This window comes from Massilia aquatica, assembly GCF_011682045.1.
GTDB classification, from domain to species: domain Bacteria; phylum Pseudomonadota; class Gammaproteobacteria; order Burkholderiales; family Burkholderiaceae_D; genus Telluria_A; species Telluria_A aquatica.
On record NZ_VVIW01000010.1, the window covers coordinates 185,775 to 202,756 of the forward strand.

Annotated in this window: 14 protein-coding genes; 4 read left to right on the forward strand and 10 right to left on the reverse strand. The window is 68.0% G+C overall.

From position 1 onward, the window contains the following. Positions 1 to 8: 8 nt before the first annotated feature. From F1609_RS18460 to F1609_RS18500, 9 genes are read right to left on the reverse strand one after another with little or no spacing between them, the layout of a single operon-like run. Complete coding sequence (locus F1609_RS18460; RefSeq protein ID WP_167077859.1) at positions 9 to 803, reverse strand: ABC transporter ATP-binding protein; 795 nt, start codon at positions 801 to 803, stop codon at positions 9 to 11. After that, positions 803 to 1,849: a FecCD family ABC transporter permease gene (locus F1609_RS18465; protein ID WP_167077860.1), complete on the reverse strand. Its 1,047-nt coding sequence runs from the start codon at positions 1,847 to 1,849 to the stop codon at positions 803 to 805. Before F1609_RS18465 ends, F1609_RS18460 begins: the two co-directional genes overlap by 1 nt. Beyond that, a complete protein-coding gene (locus F1609_RS18470) occupies positions 1,846 to 2,823 on the reverse strand; it encodes a FecCD family ABC transporter permease (RefSeq protein ID WP_196785456.1) in 978 nt (325 codons plus the stop codon). The genes F1609_RS18465 and F1609_RS18470 overlap by 4 nt, the downstream gene beginning before the upstream one ends. Continuing rightward, on the reverse strand, positions 2,820 to 3,740 hold the full coding sequence (locus tag F1609_RS18475; RefSeq protein ID WP_196785457.1) for an ABC transporter substrate-binding protein: 921 nt from the start codon (positions 3,738 to 3,740) through the stop codon (positions 2,820 to 2,822). Before F1609_RS18475 ends, F1609_RS18470 begins: the two co-directional genes overlap by 4 nt. Further along, positions 3,737 to 4,567, reverse strand: a complete 831-nt coding sequence (locus tag F1609_RS18480) for a siderophore-interacting protein (protein ID WP_167077861.1) — start codon at positions 4,565 to 4,567, stop codon at positions 3,737 to 3,739. The genes F1609_RS18475 and F1609_RS18480 overlap by 4 nt, the downstream gene beginning before the upstream one ends. Further along, entirely contained in the window at positions 4,564 to 8,457 is a 3,894-nt protein-coding gene (locus F1609_RS18485; RefSeq protein ID WP_196785458.1) for a non-ribosomal peptide synthetase, read from the reverse strand. The genes F1609_RS18480 and F1609_RS18485 overlap by 4 nt, the downstream gene beginning before the upstream one ends. Beyond that, on the reverse strand, positions 8,421 to 9,296 hold the full coding sequence (locus tag F1609_RS18490; protein ID WP_167077862.1) for an isochorismatase: 876 nt from the start codon (positions 9,294 to 9,296) through the stop codon (positions 8,421 to 8,423). The genes F1609_RS18485 and F1609_RS18490 overlap by 37 nt, the downstream gene beginning before the upstream one ends. Beyond that, entirely contained in the window at positions 9,293 to 10,936 is a 1,644-nt protein-coding gene (locus tag F1609_RS18495) for a (2,3-dihydroxybenzoyl)adenylate synthase (protein ID WP_167077863.1), read from the reverse strand. The genes F1609_RS18490 and F1609_RS18495 overlap by 4 nt, the downstream gene beginning before the upstream one ends. Next, complete coding sequence (locus F1609_RS18500) at positions 10,933 to 12,141, reverse strand: isochorismate synthase (RefSeq protein ID WP_167077864.1); 1,209 nt, start codon at positions 12,139 to 12,141, stop codon at positions 10,933 to 10,935. Before F1609_RS18500 ends, F1609_RS18495 begins: the two co-directional genes overlap by 4 nt. Positions 12,142 to 12,442: 301 nt before the next feature. Here F1609_RS18500 and F1609_RS18505 point away from each other — a divergent pair, with 301 nt between their 5' ends. The 4 genes from F1609_RS18505 to F1609_RS18520 all read left to right on the forward strand — a co-directional run bounded on the left by F1609_RS18505 (position 12,443) and on the right by F1609_RS18520 (position 16,542). Then, positions 12,443 to 13,525 carry a 3-deoxy-7-phosphoheptulonate synthase gene (locus F1609_RS18505; protein ID WP_167077865.1) on the forward strand — a complete coding sequence of 361 codons (1,083 nt, stop codon included), beginning with the start codon at positions 12,443 to 12,445 and terminating at the stop codon, positions 13,523 to 13,525. Beyond that, positions 13,518 to 14,699: an MFS transporter gene (locus F1609_RS18510; protein WP_167077866.1), complete on the forward strand. Its 1,182-nt coding sequence runs from the start codon at positions 13,518 to 13,520 to the stop codon at positions 14,697 to 14,699. The genes F1609_RS18505 and F1609_RS18510 overlap by 8 nt, the downstream gene beginning before the upstream one ends. Before the next feature lie 111 nt (positions 14,700 to 14,810). Continuing rightward, positions 14,811 to 15,965 carry a type IV pilus twitching motility protein PilT gene (locus F1609_RS18515; RefSeq protein ID WP_167077867.1) on the forward strand — a complete coding sequence of 385 codons (1,155 nt, stop codon included), beginning with the start codon at positions 14,811 to 14,813 and terminating at the stop codon, positions 15,963 to 15,965. A 211-nt stretch (positions 15,966 to 16,176) separates the two neighbouring features. After that, positions 16,177 to 16,542 carry a hypothetical protein gene (locus F1609_RS18520; RefSeq protein ID WP_167077868.1) on the forward strand — a complete coding sequence of 122 codons (366 nt, stop codon included), beginning with the start codon at positions 16,177 to 16,179 and terminating at the stop codon, positions 16,540 to 16,542. A 62-nt stretch (positions 16,543 to 16,604) separates the two neighbouring features. Here F1609_RS18520 and F1609_RS18525 read toward each other — a convergent pair. Next, positions 16,605 to 16,982 (reverse strand): DDE-type integrase/transposase/recombinase (locus F1609_RS18525; RefSeq protein ID WP_167077869.1); only part of this gene is annotated, 378 nt, incomplete at its 5' end.

The following is a 16,982-nucleotide window of genomic DNA, read 5'->3' on the forward strand; positions in this document are numbered from 1 at the left end:
TTCTCTGATTAATGAAAACGCCGGACCGGCACCACCACCGGCGCGCCGTCGCCGGGCGCGGACAGCACGTCCACCTCCAGCTCATACAACTGGCGCACCAGCGCCGGGGTGACCACATCGCGCGGCGCACCGGCGGCGACGATGCGGCCATCGCGCATGGCCACCAGCGTGTCCGCATAGCGCGCCGCCGCAGCCAGGTCGTGCAGCACGATCACCACCGCGCGCCCATTGGCGGCCAGTGCGCGCACCCGGTCCAGCACATCGACCTGATGCCCCAGATCGAGCATGCTGGTCGGTTCATCCAGCAGCAGGATCGGCGTCTCCTGCGCCAGGGTCATGGCCAGCCAGCAGCGCTGGCGCTGGCCGCCGGAGAGCTGATCGAGCCGGCGCTGCGCCAGCGCGATGACATCGGTGGCCGACATGGCCGCATTCACCGCCAGTTCATCGTCGCGCGACCATTGACGAAACAAACCCTGGTGCGGATGGCGCCCGAAGCGCACCAGGGCGCTGACGGTAATGCCTTCGGGCGCCTGCGGCGTTTGCGGCAGCATCGCCAGGCTGCGCGCGGCCTGCTGCTGGCGCATCTGCCACAGGTCGTGCGCGCCGAGCGCGATGCTGCCTTGCTGCGGCCGATGCAGGCGCGCCATGCAGCGCAGCAGGGTCGATTTGCCGCAGCCGTTCGGGCCGACGATGGCGGTGACCTTGCCTGGCTCGATCGCCAGGTCGATCCCGTGCAGCACGGGGCGGCCCGGATGGCCGGCATGCAGGCCGCGTACAACTAGTTCGGTCACTTGTTTGTCCATTACTGTGTTTCTCCATTGCGCTCGTGAAGGAGCAGGTACAGCAAAAATGGCCCGCCGAGCAGGTTGCAGATCACGCCGACCGGCAGTTCGGCGTCGCCCAGCACCACGCGCCCGAGCGTGTCGGCGGCGGCCACCAGCACGGCGCCGCACAGGGCCGATGCCAGCAGGGCGCCGCGTCCGTAGCCCACCAGCCGCTCGCCGATAAACGGCGCGGCCAGCGCCACGAAGGCGATCGGGCCACATACGCCGACCGCCATCCCGGCCAGCAGCACGGCGCACAGCAGCACCTGCCATTGGGTGGCGCGCACCGGCAGGCCAAGGCCGCTGGCGATGTCCGGATCAAACCGCAGCAGCGCCAGGCGGCGGCTGGCCAGCAGCGCGGGCGGCAACAGCACGAGCAGGGCGACGGCCAGCGGCAAGGCCGAACCCCAGGTGCGCCCGCTCAGGCTACCGATGCTCCACGCGTACAGCGCGCTGGCGTGCATCAGCTCCTGCTGCGACAGCAGCAGTTCGGCGCCGGCGCGCAGCAGGCTGGCAATCGCGATGCCGACCACCAGCAGGCGGTGCCCGCGGCTGTCGAGCGGGCCGCTGGCCAACAGCAGCAAGGCCACCGCACCCAAGGCGCCCAGCGGCCCGACCCACCACGGTCCCAGCATGCCGGTGGTGCCGGCAATGAGGGCCATGAAGACGCCCAGCATGGCGCCATCGGCCACGCCGAGCATGTCGGGCGAGGCGAGGCGGTTGCGCGTGAGGGTCTGGATCAGGCTTCCGGCGAGACCCAGCGAGGCGCCGGCCAGCACGCCGGTGAGCACGCGCGGCAAACGAAATTCGAGCACCATCAGGCGCGTGCCGCCGGGTGCGTCGCCACTGATAACGGCCAGCAGCTGCGATGGCGACAGCCACGCCGGGCCGGCCGACAAGGCCACACCAACCGCCAGCGCAAGCGCCAGCAGCAGGGCGAGCGTGGCGTACAGTGAACGGCTGGCCACCAGCACCGACAGCGCGCCGCCGCGCAGCACCAGCAAACCTGGTTCGGGCGCCATCATCGTACGCTTCCGCGCGCGAGCCACACCAGCAGCGGCGCTCCCAGAAGGGCGGTGAGCACGCTGATCGGCGTTTCGAACGGCTGCGCCACCAGGCGCGCGCCAAGGTCGGCGAACAGCAGCACGATCGCGCCGACCCAGGCCGATGCCGCCAGTTGGGCCGCCAGCCCCTGTGCCAGCGCGCGCGCGAGGAAGGGCGCCAGCAGGCCGAGAAAGGCGATCGGGCCAGTCAGGGCGACGGCGCTGCCGGTCAGCAGCGTGGCGGTGAAGGCGACGGCGGCGCGCAGCATGCGCGGCGAGTGCCCGAGCGAGCGGGCGATGTCGTCGCCGAGCAGCATGGCCGACAGCGGGCGCGCCAGGAACAGCGCGGCCAGAAGCCCGAAAATGATGAAGGGCGCGGCCAGCAGGAGCATGCTGCCGTTCGAGCCGGCGAGCGAACCGAGAACCCAGAAGCGGTACTGGTCGTAGCCGGAAGGCTGGCTAAGCAGCATGGCCGAGCTCAAGCCGTGAAAGGTCGCGCCCAACGCCACGCCCGCCAGCACGAGGCGCAGCGGGCTGCCGGAGCTGCGTCCGGCGTTGGCCACGGCCAGCACGCAGGCGTTTCCGAGCAGGGCGCCGGCGCCGGCCCACAGCAGGTAAGCCAGGCCCGATTCTGCGCCGGCCCAGGTGATGCCGGCCACCACGCCCAGCGCGGCGCCGGCGTTCACGCCGAGCAGGCCCGGTTCGGCCAGGCGGTTGCGGGTGACGGTTTGCATCAGCATGCCGGCCACGCCAAGGGCGGCACCGACCAGCAGCGCGGCCAGCGTGCGTGGGGCGCGCACGTCGCGCACGATCATGTGCAGGGGCGCGTTGTCGCCGCCGGCCAGCACGGCGCGCAGGTCGGCCATGCCGGCGTCGCCGGCACCAAGCAGCATCGATGCCAGCAGCAGTGCCGGCAGGATGGGCGCGAGGAGCGCGATGCGGCAGGCTGGACTCAAGGCGCGGCCAGGGCTTTGTCGACGTCGGCCAGGATCGCCAGGGCGGCCAGGGGGCCGCCGGGACTGGTCCAGAGCGAACCGTCCACCGCGCGCACTTGGTTACGCTGCGAGGCGCCAAGCTGGCGGAAGGGCGGCGACTGGCGCGCCGCCGCCAGGGCGTCGTTGGCCGGCCCGCTGCTGCTCAGGGTGCCGACAAAAATCCAGTCGGCGTCGATGGCCGCCAGCGCTTCCAGGCTCAGTGGACGCGAGTGCGCCGCACCGGGCTGCATCTGCGCGGCGGGGCGGCGCATCTTGAGGTCGGCCAGCACCAGGCTGGCAAACGAATCGCGCAGCATGTACGACGGGCCTTGCGGATTCCAGCGCACCACGCTCACGGTGGTGTCGGCGCGCTTGCCCAGGCGCTGGCGCAAAGCGTCGGCCCTGGCCAGGTAGTCGGCCAAAAACGCGTCTGTCTCGGGCGTCTTGCCCATGACAGTACCGATGCGGCGAAAGCTCGCTTGCCAGTTTTCGCCCGGCTGGTAGGTGACGACGGTGGGGGCGATCTTGGCCAGTTGGGTCAGCAGTTCGGGGTCGCTCATGCCACCGGCGAGGATCAGGTCGGGCTGCATGCCGACCACCAGGTCGAGCACCGGCGCGGCAAAATTGCCGGCGCTCGGGATCGCGTTCGCCGCCGCGCCAAGGTAGCGCGGCATGGCGGTCTGGCCACGGCCCTTGGTGGCGCCGGCCGGCTTGATTTTCAGTGCCAGCAGGGCGTCCAGATCGAGTTCGGACAGGGCCACCACGCGTTGCGGACGTTCGGGCACGGTGACGGCGCGGTTGGCGGCGTCCACGATGTTGCGCTGGGCCAGCGCGGGCGCGGTGCACATGGCCATGAGCGCAAACAAGGCGACGCGGCGCAGGGGTGAGAATGTGATCATGATTCGGCTTCTTCCAGTTCATCCATAATGCGGTGGCGTTCGGCGTGGTACGCCTCTTCGGTGTGTTCGTCCTTCCAGTACGGGACCGCGTACATGTCGGCGCGGGCCACGCCGCGCTCGTGCAGCAAATAGTCGCGCACGGCCAGCAGCTGGTTGCTTTCGCCGGCCAGGGTGACCGACACGCGGCCCGGTGGCCACGCCAGCGCCTTGACGGCGTCGAGCAGCAAGGTGCTGGCGCCAGCGCGCGCGCCACGGCGCGACAGCCAGTGAACGGTAAACGCGGCCGGGTAGGGCAGGGCCTGGACTTCGGAGTGGTCGGGCACTTCGATCAGTACCGTGCCGCGCGCCTTGCGGGGCACGCCGCGCAGGGCGGCGGCAATCGCGGCCAGTGCGCTCGGGTCGCCGATCATCAGGTGGTAGTCGGCGCCGGGCACGAAGCGCGGCGGGCCGCCGGGACCGGCCACGCCGACGGCGTCGCCCGGCTGCGCGTGCACCGCCCAGCGCGAGGCGGGGCCATCGTCGCCGTGCAGCACCAGGTCCACATCGAGTTCGCCGGCGTCGGCGTCGTAGCGCGCCACGGTGTAGGTGCGGGCGATGGGGCGGATGTCGGCCGGCGGCCACACCGGGCCATCCGGGCCGAGGGTCGGCAGCACCGGTTCGCGCTGGCCTTCGCGCGCCAGCAGCAGCTTGATGTGGGCGCCGTCGCTGCCCGTCGGGAAGCCGGCCAGCGCGTCGCCGGCCAGGGTGATACGGCGCATCAGCGGGGTCAGTTGCAAGGTGCGCCGCACGTACAGCATCCTTGGGGGTGTGCGTTTGGGAGTGGTCATGATCTGCCTTCAGGGTGGATACGTTGGGCCAGCACGCGGCCGATGTGCCCCAGGGGCGCCGGCTGGCTCATGGACGAATGGGTGCAATCGACGTCGATGCGTTCGAGCTGGCCGCTCACGTACGGCGTCCAGCCTTGCCAGTCGGGGGCATCGGGGCCGCGCCGGCTGGCGTGGAAGAACAGCACGTCGCCCTCATAGCGCGGATGGCGCAATTGGCGGTACAGGCGCATCGACAGCAGCGCGGTGGTGGTGATGCGTTCGAGGTGGGCGTCATCGGCGGTGGCGAGCGAGCTGCCCGGCTGGCGGAACTGCGCCAGCAGCGCCTCGCGCCCGAGCGGCTGGCCGTCGGCGTCGACCGAGGGCGCGCCGATCACGTCCAGCATGGCGATCAGGGCGTCGCGTTCTTCGGCTTCGGGCTTGCCTTCCCAGATGTCGCTCGGGTAGGAGTCCATCATCGCCAGCAGCGACACCGTTTCGCCCAGCGCTTGCAGGCGCGCCGACAGCGCGTGGGCGAGGCCGCCGCCCGAGGACCAGCCGATCAGGCGGTACGGGCCGTGTGGTTGCGCACCGCGCACCAGGCCGAGGTAATCGTCGACCTGCATGTCGATGTCAGCCGGGGGCGTGCCGCTCATGCCGCGCGCTTGCAGGCCGTAGATCGGCGTATGCGGCAGGTAGGCGGCCAGCCCCAGGTAGCACCACGACAGGCCTTCGGCCGGGTGTACGCAGAACAGGGCCGGGCCGCTGCCGCGCTGGATGGTCAGCAGCGGAGCGAATTCGCCACCGGCGGCGGCTGCCGGCGGCGCATGGCCGACGGTGCCGAGCGAATGCGCCAGTGCGGCCACGGTGCGGTGGCGGAACAGGATGGACACCGCCACTTCGCGCTTCAATGCCGCGCCGAGGCGGTTGGCGACCTGGATCGCTTGCAGCGACTTACCGCCGAGGGCAAAAAAGTCGTCCAGCGGCGTCAAGGCCTCCACGCCCAGCACTTCGCGCCAGACGGACATGACCGACTGTTCCAAGGGGGTGGCGCCGATGGCTGTTGGCGCGGCGTCGGGCTCTTTGGCGCGCAGCGCGGCGCGGTCGATCTTGCCGTTGGCGTTGCGCGGCAGGCGCGCCAGGCTGGCGTAATTGGCGGGTACCGCCGCTGCCGGCAGGCGTTCGGCCAAAAAGGCGCGCAGGGCCGGCGCATTGAGCTTGCCGGCGGTGGCGACAAAGGCGCGCAGGTGCTTGGCGCCGTCGCTTTGCGACTGGCACACCACCGCCGCTTCGCGCACGCCAGGGTATTGCAGCAGGGCCGCTTCGATTTCGGTCGGGTCGATGCGGTGGCCGCTGATCTTGACTTCGTCGTCGAGCCGGCCCAGGTAGCGCAGTTCGCCATCTTCGCCCAGCACCACGCGGTCGCCAGTGCGGTAGGCGCGGCGGCCGTCGGGCAGGGTGACGAAGCGTTGCGCAGTCAGCGCTTCGCGGTCGAAGTAGCCGCGCGCGAGGCCGCCGCCGATCAGGCACAGTTCACCCTCTTCGCCGATGCCGACCGGGTGCTCGGCGCAGACGGCGATGTCGACACCGGGTAGTGGACGGCCGATCGGGACCGCGTCGCCGCTCCAGGCGATGGCGTCGGGGCCGGCCAGTTGGGCGGTGGTGCAGATGACGGTTGCTTCGGTCGGGCCGTAGGTGTTGAGCAGCACCAGATGGGCTGGGGCGGCGGTGCGCCAGCGCGCCACCCTTTCGGCCAGCGCGGCTTCGCCGCCGATGATGACGAGGCGCAGGCAGTCGGGCAGCTTTGCCTCGGTCTGACCCACGTGGAAGGCCAGTTCGTGCCAGAACGCGGTCGGCAGATCGAGTACGCTGATGCGCAGGCGCGCGCAGGCGTCGATGAAGCGTTCCAGCGATTCGAGCATGGCGTCGTCGCGCAGGATCAACGTGGCGCCGGCGCCGAGGGTCAGAAAAATCTCTTCGACGCTGGCGTCGAAATGCAGCGGCGCGAATTGCAGCACGCGGTCGCTTGCTGTCATCTGGTAGCGCGCCGTGGCGCCGGCGCCGAAGTGGGCCAGTGCGGCGCGCTCGATCATCACGCCGTTCGGGCGGCCGGTGGAGCCGGAGGTGTAGATAATGTAGGCGAGCGCGCTGCCGGCGACCGGCAGCGGGGCTGGCATCGGTTCGGCTGGCGCGGCTTCGTCGATGCACAGCAGCGGCATGGAGATGGGCAGCAGGGGCGCGTATTTGCGCAGGCTGACCACCAGCGTGGGTTTGACGTCTTCCAGCACGGCGGCCACGCGCAGGGCGGGGCCGTCCGGGTCGAGCGGCACGTAGCCGCCGCCGGCCCACAGGATGGCCAGCATGGCGACGACGGTGTCAAGGCTGCGCGGCAGCAGCAGTACGACCCGGCTTTCTTCGGTCACGCCGGCGTCGCGCAGGCGGCCGGCCATGTTCTGGACTGCCGCCACCAGTTCGGCGTAACTGAGCTCGGTGTCGCCGTGAATCAGCGCGGTCTTGTGCGCCTCGTGCCGAAGCAGGGAGGCGAGCACGCAGACCGGCGCGGTTGGCAGCGGGGCGCCGGACGCCATTGCAGGCGTTGCGTGCGGCGCTTGCCCGAGGATCTCGGCAAGTGCCGCGTCGGGCTGCGCGAGCAGGGCGGCCAGCGCGTCAAGCAGCGACGCGTGCAGCGCGTGCAGGGTGGCGTCGTCGTACGCATCCGGGTTGGCTTCGATGTCGATGCGGCTGTTCGCGCCCGGCGCAATGGTGATCGACAGGTCTTCCACCGGGCCGGCGGATACGGGGTGCGAGAGCGCCTGCAATGGCCCGAATACCGGCGGGCGGTCGAACGGCATCAGGTTGATGACTGCGCCGAACAGGCGGCGCGTGCCGCCGCTCATGCCCAGGTCGTGTTTCAGGTGTTCGTAGCGGTAGCGCTGGTGCGGGCGGATCGCCTTCATTTCGGCGGCGACCGCGCGCGCCAGGTCGGCCAGCGATTGCGACGGCGTTGGCGCAAGGCGCAGGGGCACGATATTCATCGCCATGCACGGAATCGTCAGCGCCACCGAGCCAAGCCGGCCCATGACGGGCAGGCCCAGGGTCAGGTCGCCCGCCGAGGCGTAGCGGCGCAGCCAGGCGCCGGTGGCGGCGATCAGCACGGCGGCCCAGTCCACGCCGGCGGCGGCAGCTACCGCCTGACAGCGTTCGATGGTGCTGGTGGCAATGCCACCGCGCACACGGCGCACCCCGCGCGCGACACTGGCCGCTGGCGCCAGCATGGCAGGGGCACGGGCGTTCAGCATGCGCGCCATCCAGAAGTCGCGGTCGCGTGCATAGGCGGGCGAGGCGAGGTAGGCGGCATCTTCCACCACCACCGGATCGAGCTTGCCGGCGCGGGCGGGCGGTGCGTCGGTATTGGCGCACAGCGCCGAATACAGGGCCGCCACGCGCTGCGCCAGCATGGCGTAGGTAAAGCCGTCGAGGGCGATGTGGTGGGTGCGCAGGTACCACAGCGCTTTTTCGGGGCCGATGTGCAGCAGCGCGCTGGCGAAGAGGGGGCCGCGTGCCAGGTCGGCTGGCTGCTTGAGGTCAGCCTGCATCCACAACTGGGCGTCGGCGCCGCCCATGACGTGCTGCGCGAACGTCCAGTCCTCGATGGGATAAAACGTTTGCCAGACCGCTTCGCCGTCGCTGGCGAAGCGCATATGCAGGGCATCGCATTCGCGCACGGCCTGGCGCAGCGCGGCTTCGAACAGGGCGGCATCCAGCGGGCCGCTCAGTTCGACCGCTTCCGCCGTCCAGTAGGCCGGGCTGGCGGCATCCAACTGCTGCCCGAGCCAGATGCCGTATTGGGCACTGGTCAGCGCCAGGCGCGCGCCGCTCACCGGCTCACCCGGCGCGCGTCGAGCAGTTCCCACCAGTCGGCCAGGGTCGGGCGCTCGGCCAGTTCGACGAAGGTGGTTTCGATGCCGGCGCGGCGCCAGCGTTCGATCAGGCTCATTAAACGGATCGAATCGAGGCCGGCGAACAGCAGGTTGTCGTCCGGGAGCAGGTCCGACGCCGGAACGGCCAGCAGTTCCGCCACTTCGGCCTGCAGGGCGGTGCGGGTGGCGTGCCACGTTGCCGCAGGTTTGAGCGCGCCCGTCACGGTGGCGGTACTGGCAACCACGCCGCAACGCTGCGACACGTAGTCAAGGCCCATCTGGTGCTGTCCGGCCGAGAAGTCGGCCAGCGCATCGCCCACCAGGAAGGGCTGGATGTCGCTCATGAAGGCGTCGGCGGCCGTCATCAGGCAGCCGATGTGGGCGTACACGCCGCACACGATCAGCTGGTCGCGGCCCTGTTCGCGCATGCGCGCCAGCAGGTCGCTGCGAAAGAAGGCGCTGTAGCGCCATTTGGTCAGCACCACGTCTTGCTGGCGCGGCGCCAGGCTTGCCACCACCGGTGCGCGTTCGGGACGCGCGGTCAGGCCGGGGCCCCACCAGTCGGTGAGCAGGCCACGGTCCTCAAGCGATTGCACAGCCGGTTGCGCTGTATAGACCACCGGTACGCCGGCGGCGTCTGCGGCGGCGCGCAGTTGGCCGATGTGCGCGATCAGTTCGGGAATCGGCGCGGCGGCGTTGTCGTAGAAATCGAGAAAATATTCCTGCATGTCGTGAATCAGCAGCACGGCGCGTTTGGGTTCGGGCATCCAGGTCACGCGGTTATCCGGCATGGCCGTGGGCATGGGGTAGGAGGCGATTTTCGGGATGGTCATGGTGCTTGCCGATCTTGTGATTGAGTGCTGATCAACTGGGCGATCTGTTCGCGCAGCTGGCGTTTGTTGACTTTGCCGACGCCCGTTTTAGGAAAGCGTTCGACGAATTCGATGCGGTCGGGGATTTTGTACTGCGCCACGCCGCGTTCGCGCAGGAAGCGCGTGAGTTCAATCGCCCGCACCGGCGCGCCGCGCGTAACGATGAAGGCGCAACTGCGCTCGCCCAGGTAGGCGTCGGGCATCGACACCAGTGCGGCGTCGTGCACGGCGGGGTGGGCCAGCAGGTGGTTTTCGACCTCTTCGGCCGCGACCTTGTCGCCGCCCCGGTTGATCTGGTCCTTGGCGCGGCCTTCGACCACCAGGTGGCCGGAGGGCAGGCGCATCACCAGGTCGCCGGTGCGGTAGAAACCGTCGCTGGTAAAGGCGCGCTGGTTGTGTTCTTCGGCGTTGTAATAGCCGCGAATGGTGTAGGGCCCTCGCGTGAGCAGATGGCCGATCTGGCCATCGGGCAGGTCGCGGTCTTCGTCGTCGACGATGCGTACTTCGTCGGCGGGCGAGATCGGGCGGCCCTGGGTGTTGGCGGTCAGCTCGGGCGAGTCGTCCGGGCGGGTGTAGTTGACCAGGCCTTCGGCCATGCCGAATACCTGTTGCAGGGCGCAGCCGAGCACCGGCCCCACGCGGCAGGCCGCTTCGGCGGAGAGGCGCGCGCCGCCCACTTGCAAGAGCTTGAGGCTACCCAGCTTGTAGCGCGTGGCGCCGGCGGCGTCGAGCCAGATCATGGCCAATGGCGGCACCAGCGCGGTGATGGTTACGCCTTCGGCTTCGATGAGCGGGAATGCGTCGTCGGGCGAGGCGCGGCGCGCCAGCACCACGCAGCCGCCGGCATGGAAGACGCCAAAGGAACCCGGGGAGCTCATTGGAAAATTGTGCGCGACCGGCAGGGCGCATAAATACACGCTGGACTGGTCGAGTTCACAGATATCGGCGCTGGCGCGCACGCTATATAGATAGTCGTCGTGGGTGCGTGGAATCAGCTTGGGCAGGCCGGTGGTGCCGCCGGAGAGCTGCAAGAAGGCCACGTCGTCCGGCTGAGGGCCGGCGATCGTCACTGGGTCCGCATACAGCGAGTCGAAGGAGATGAATTCGGCGCTCTCGCCCAGCACGATTACGCGCGATAGAGCCGGTACTTCGGCCTGCACTTCGCGCGCCAGCGTGCGGTAGTCGAAACCGGCATCGGCGTCGGCGATGATATAGGCTGCGGCGTCGGTAAACGCGCACAAGTGGCCGATTTCGTGGCGGCGGTGCGCGGGCAGGGCAAACACGGGCAGTGCGCCGATGCGGAACAGGGCGAAGCAGGCCACAAAAAATTCCGCCACGTTGGGCAGTTGCACGACCACGCGGTCGCGCGCGGCGATGCCCAGGCCAATCAAGCCGGCGGCAAAGCGGTCGGCGCGGCGATCGAGTTCGGCGTAGCTCCAGCGGCGCGTGCCGCACACCAGCGCTGTGCTTTCGGGATGTCGGGCTGCGCGTTCGCGCAGCAGGGAACCAAAGGTTTCGCCCGTCCAGTAGCCGGCTGCGCGATAGCGCGCCGCAAAGTCTTCCGGGTATGGGGTGAAACCGGGCAGATAGTCACCGCTCATGCCGCTTCCTCCAGAACCGCTTCGAGGCCCATCGCGCGCAGCATGGTGCGCAGCTTGCCGGAGGTTTCGAGATATTCGAGTTCGGGATCGGAACCGGCCACGATGCCGGCGCCTGCGTACAGGGTGGCGCTGTGGGCGCGCACGTCGGCGCAGCGCAGGGTGACGGCCCATTCGCCGTCGCCGTCGGCGTCCATCCAGCCCACCAGGCCGGCGAAGTAGCCGCGATCAAAACCTTCGGCGTCGTTGATGAAGCTGCGCGCGTCGGCGGCGGGATGGCCGCAGACGGCGGGCGTGGGGTGCAGCGCCATGGCCAGCGCGAGCGAGGTCATGCCGGATTCGTTCAGTTCCGCCGTCACTTCGCTGCCCAGGTGCCACATGGTGGGCGTGGCGATCAGCGACGGCACGGCCGGCACAGTCACCAAGTGGCAGTATGGACGCAGCGACTCGGCCACCATGTCGGCCACCAGCGCGTGTTCGTGCAGGTCTTTTTGCGACGCCAGCAGGCCCTGGGCGCGGCGCTGGTCTTCATGCGGGTCGGCGCTGCGCGGGATCGAGCCGGCCAGCGGATGGCAGCGCACGCGGGTGCCGGTACGCGAGAGCAGCAGCTCGGGACTGGCGCCGATCAGGGTGCGGCGGCCGTCATGGTCGGGCGCGAGGTCGATGGCAAAGGTGTAGCCGTGCGCGTTGCGGGCGCCCAGGCGCGCCAGCAGGGCGGCGACGTCGATCTCGGTTTCCAGCGTCAGTGAACGCGACAGGACCACCTTTTCCAGCTGGCCGGCGCGGATCCGTTCGACCGCCCGGGCTACCGCGCTGCGGTACTGGGCCTGGTCGGGCACGACGGCGATGGTGCGCGGGAAGCGCGCGCGCGCCGCCGGCGCTTGCGGGGTGGCCGCCGGCAGGTTGGCCGGGCCGGTGGCGATGAGCACATGCTCGGGGATGAACAGGTGGGCCGGCGCGTCGGCCAGGAACGGCACGGCGCCGATCATGACCGGCAGCGCTTCGCCGTCGCGGCGCGCGGCGCGCAGGAGGCTTGCTGCGGCATCGGCCAGCGCCGCCCCGGACTGCGGCGCCAGAATGCTGCGCTTGCCGCTGGCCAGCAGTGTGTGGCCGGGCGACGAAAACAGGGTGGCGCCAGCTTCGTAGTGCGCGCACAGGTCGGCCGCGCTGGTGCGGCTCAGGTAGTGGCCGTGCAGTCTGTCATTCATGGTGAAGTTCCTTGCGTTAGGAGGGCAGTCGGAGCGTTTCGCCGGATAGGCGGGCCGAACTATAGATCGAAATGATAAGCATTTACAACCTAAATATTAATGCAAATGAGATTGATTCGCATTTATCGAGTATGGTATGCTTAACTTTCACACCTGTCAACGATGGCAATTGTTCATCCCACTTGAGAAGACCTACCATGCCCGCACTTCACATCGCCGTTCGCCAACCGGGTGCGCTATTGTTCGCAGCGCCCGCCGCGCCGGCCCATGCCGTCCACGCCACCACCTGCGGCGGGCGCGCATGAAGCGCGACCTGTCTCCGCTGTCGCACGACACGCCCGGCCCGCTGCCTTCGCCCGCCGAACTGCGCGCGCAACTGCCGCTGTCCGATACCAGCGCCCTGACGATCGACGCCGCGCGCCAGAGCGTGCGCGATATTCTCGACCGCCGCGATCCACGCCTGATGGTGGTGGTCGGCCCCTGTTCGATCCATGACCTGCACGCGGGACGCGATTACGCGCGCCGGCTCAAGGCGCTGGCCGACGAAGTGGCCGACACGCTGTTCGTGGTCATGCGCGTGTACTTCGAAAAACCGCGCACGCGGGTCGGCTGGAAAGGGCTGATCAACGATCCGCGCATGGATGGCTCGTTTCGCATCGACGAAGGGCTGGCGCTGGCGCGGGGCTTCCTGATCGAGGTGGCCGACCTGGGTTTGCCGGCGGCCACCGAGACGCTCGACCCGGTGTCGCCGCATTACGTCGGTGAGTTGATCAGCTGGGCCGCGATTGGCGCGCGCACCACCGAGTCGCAGACGCACCGCGAGATGGCGTCCGGCTTGGGCATGCCGGTGGGCTTCAAGAACGGCACCGACGGCAAGGTCGATACGGCGGTCAACGCGATCGCATCGAGCTCGCATCCGCATGCGTTCCTGGGCATCGACGCCGATGGCCGCGCGGCGGTGATCCGCACGCCGGGCAACCCGTACGGGCACCTGGTGCTGCGCGGCGGAGGAGGGCGTACCAACTATGACGCGGCCAGCGTGGCGCTGGCCGGGCAGGCGTTGGAGAAGGGCGGCCAGCCGCCCAACATCGTGATCGACTGCGCGCACGATAACTCGAACAAGAACCACACCTTGCAGGCCGGCGTGATGGCCGACGTGGTGCGCCAGCGCCTGGCGGGCAACCGCAGCGTGGCCGGGGTGATGATCGAAAGCTTCATCGAGGCGGGCAACCAGGCCATTCCGGCCGAACTGTCGGCCCTGCGCTACGGCTGCTCGGTGACCGATCCGTGCGTGGACTGGGACGAGACGGCGGCCATGCTGCGCGCCGCGCGCGAAGCGCTGCGGGCGGACGTGGCGGCGCGGCGGAGAGGCGCCGATGTCTAAGCAGTCGCGCACAATTTTGCTGGTCGCGGCGCTGCAGTTCGTGTACCTGGTCGACTTCATGATGGTGCTGCCGCTCGGCCCCGACCTGGCGCGCGAGCATGGCTTTGCGGTCGACCGCCTGGGGTGGCTGGCGGCCGCCTACACGCTGGCGTCGGCGCTGTCCGGCCTGGTCACCTTCCGCCTGCTGGACCGCTTCGACCGTAAGCCAGCGCTGCTGCTCACCTTCGGCTTGCTGGCGCTGGCGACCCTGGCGACGAGCTTTTGCCACGGTTTGCCGGCGCTGATGGTGGCGCGCGCGCTGACCGGCGCCTTTGGCGGGCCGGCGGTGGCGATCGGCATGGCCATCGTGATCGACATGACGGCGCCGGAACAGCGCGGCAAGGCCATGGCCAAGGTGATGCTGGGCTTTTCGCTGGCGGCCATTGCCGGCGTGCCGCTCGGGCTGGAAGTGGCGCGCATCGGCGGCTGGCAGGCGCCGTTCTATATGGTGGCGGCGCTGGCGGCGCTGGTGTTAGTGGCCATGGCGTTCCTGCTGCCGGCTTTGGAAGGGCACCTGAACGCGCGCGAAAAAGTCTCGGCGCGCATCCTGCTGGCGCGGCCCGCGGTGCGCCTGGCGATGCTGCTGCAAGGGGCCAGCGCGTTCTCGGCCTTTTTGGTGATCCCGCATTTTTCGGCCTACTTTTTGCTGAACCTGGGCTTTCCGCGCGCGCAGCTCGGCATGCTGTATTTTGCCGGGGGCGTGGTGGCGCTGATCACCGTGCAGCTGCTCGGGCGCCTGGCCGACCGTTCCGGCCCGGTGCTGTCCGCCGCGCTGGCGTCGACCGCCTTCTGCGCCGGCCTGGCCCCGTTTTTCGGACTTGGCGCGGCGCTGCCGATCCTGTTCTTCGTGCTGTTCATGGCCGGGAACGCGGGGCGCAACGTGACCATGGCCGCCACCGTCAGCCAGGTGCCGTCGCCGCACGAGCGGGCCGGCTTCATGTCGCTGCAAAGCCTGGTGCAGGATGTGGCGATCGGCGCGGCCGCGCTGGTGACCAGCTGGCAGCTGGGCGAAGCGGCCGACGGACGCCTGACCGGCATGGCGCCGGTGGCGGCGCTGGCGGGCGCGATCGCGGTCGGCGTCGCTTGTGGGCTGGCGCGGCTGGCCGGATCGCGCCGCGCTGTTGCACTGGAGTGACACAGGAAGGGCGCGGATATCACCATCGAGAAAAATTATCTTTCACGATTGCAATTTTTTGCGGGGACTGGTCTTATAATTATCGGCACTATTGACCACGCCAAGAGCCAGATGGAAAACCACCAGTCCTCGCAGATCCGTACCCTGTCCTATGTCGAGAATGAAGACCATCCGGTGTTCGGCACCCTGGTCGAACAGATTCTTCACCTGCTCAATTCGAAGCTCATTTTCAGCGACATCATCATTCACCAGAATAGTCCGCTGATGCTGCGCCAGCCGAAAGGGCTGGTGGCGGTGACCGATTCGCCGATCACCAAGGAGGAGCTGGAAGAGTTCTTCGAGGTGATCGAGCCCGATTGGGCCGAGCGCATTGCCGACCGCGCTTTCGACCGCTCGATCGACCTGCATACGGCGCGCATCCGCGCCAACTGCTTTACCTTCCAGGGCAAGAAGCGGCTCGGCTGCGTGGTGCGGCGCTTTCCGCGCGAACCGCTGCCGCTCAATCAACTGGGTCTGCGCGCCGCCGAGCAGGATTTTGCGCTGTTTACCAGCGGGCTGGTGCTGATCATCGGCGACACCTGCCAGGGCAAGTCGACCACCATCGCCTCGATGATCGACCAGATCAACAAGACGCGCTCGGGCCACATCATCACCATCGAAGACCCGGTCGAAACCCTGATCCCGCAGCGTAAATGCATCATCACCCAGCGCGAAGTGGGCTTTGACGGCGACGTGGAGAGCTACTATCTCGGTGCGCTGGACGCGCTGCGCGAGCGGCCGGACGTGATTGTGATCGGCGAGATCCGCGACGCCCAGACCGCGCAGGAAGCGCTGGCGCTGGCCGAATCGGGACCGCTGGTGCTGGCCACCCTGCACGCGCGTTCGACCGAGCTGGGTTTGCAGAAGATGCTGCGTTTGCTGGGGAACTCGGATGCGCAGGCGCAGGCCCTGGCGAGCGCCTTGCGCGGCGTGTTGTGCCAGGCCTTGCTGCCGTCGGTGGGTGGGGAGCGTTATTACCTGGCCACCGAGTGCTTGAGTTCGAATCCGGAAGTGGTGCGCATGATCGAGTCGGGCCGCGTGGGCGAAGTGCGCTCGCTGATGGACGGCGGCACCGGCAAGTTCAACGCGGGCTGCCATTCGATGAACACGGCGCTGGTGAACCTGCTGCGCGAGAAGAAGATCAGCGTCGAGGATGCGCGCAACGCCACCACCGACCGGATCGGGTTTGCGGACGCGTGTTATAGCGGCATGCTGGACGCGGCGTAAGAGACGCTTGCCTTTATTCGTGGCAATTGCACGAGCGCGGGTAGGCCCGAGTGCATGACATGCGTAAATGCCGTCTTTGACATGAATAGATGGCGAGCCGCAAACGCCACGTCTCGCGCAGTAGTTTCGCGGCACGCCTGTCGGGTACGCCCCGGTATTCCTGCACCTCCGACACCGTTACCGGCAGCACCTTGAAGAAAGCGTCCTTACTTTGAGTTATGAAAATTTGGATGGAATCAGTTGCCCACAAGATGTGGTTATCGACCAAGCTATTATGCACAGCAAACTGAAGGTTGCTGAGCTAGTTGATAAATATGGATTTCTGTTTTTTGACGGAATCGATGATATGTCTCCTGTCGCCGTTTGCGTCATTCGCGACCATGCGGGAAATTACTTTCGGTTGAATGCCCGAGAGTGTTTTCAGGAGGTCGAGACATGCATATATGCCACGAATGCGAATGATGAATTTGAAACATATATTGGACGAAGAATTTTAGAATTTGTAGCTGCTACTAAATTCCACGTTGAGGACCTGGTCCAGATCTGGCCTTTCATGGAGGGGAAAGGCTTTGAATGAATTTCGAAGTATGTGAGGATGGGATCACGCACGGTGAAAGCCCGACTTGCGAGCTGCTGTGGTCAAGTAATTTCGGACACCACGATAGGTTCGCGTACTGCCATTTTCCGTTCGTAGACGGCGGGCGACAGATTGCCCAATGCTGAATTGATGCGTTTGCAGTTGAAGCCGACGATGTAATCGGTGATGTCGGCCTTGGCCTCGGCATGATTGGCATATTGGCGCTGCCAGACGCGTTCCATCTTGAGGTTTAAGAAGAAACGCTCTGCAACGGCATTGTCCCAACAATTTCCCTTGCGGCTCATGCTGCAACCGAAGCCGTGTTCTGCCAGCAGATCCTGGTAAAGCGCGCTCGCGTACTGGCTGCCCCGGTCCGAATGGACGACGAGTCCCGGTGCCGGTTGCCGCTGTTGAATGGCCATGTTCAACGCGTCGCAGAC

Coding starts and splice junctions, on each gene's coding strand:
- F1609_RS18510 (WP_167077866.1), top strand. CDS start 13,518: ATGTCTAAGCAGTCGCGCACAATTTTGCTGGTCGCGGCGCTGCAGTTC.
- F1609_RS18515 (WP_167077867.1), top strand. CDS start 14,811: ATGGAAAACCACCAGTCCTCGCAGATCCGTACCCTGTCCTATGTCGAG.
- F1609_RS18460 (WP_167077859.1), bottom strand. CDS start 803: ATGGACAAACAAGTGACCGAACTAGTTGTACGCGGCCTGCATGCCGGC.
- F1609_RS18465 (WP_167077860.1), bottom strand. CDS start 1,849: ATGATGGCGCCCGAACCAGGTTTGCTGGTGCTGCGCGGCGGCGCGCTG.
- F1609_RS18475 (WP_196785457.1), bottom strand. CDS start 3,740: ATGATCACATTCTCACCCCTGCGCCGCGTCGCCTTGTTTGCGCTCATG.
- F1609_RS18495 (WP_167077863.1), bottom strand. CDS start 10,936: ATGAGCGGTGACTATCTGCCCGGTTTCACCCCATACCCGGAAGACTTT.
- F1609_RS18500 (WP_167077864.1), bottom strand. CDS start 12,141: ATGAATGACAGACTGCACGGCCACTACCTGAGCCGCACCAGCGCGGCC.
- F1609_RS18505 (WP_167077865.1), top strand. CDS start 12,443: ATGAAGCGCGACCTGTCTCCGCTGTCGCACGACACGCCCGGCCCGCTG.
- F1609_RS18490 (WP_167077862.1), bottom strand. CDS start 9,296: ATGACCATCCCGAAAATCGCCTCCTACCCCATGCCCACGGCCATGCCG.
- F1609_RS18480 (WP_167077861.1), bottom strand. CDS start 4,567: ATGACCACTCCCAAACGCACACCCCCAAGGATGCTGTACGTGCGGCGC.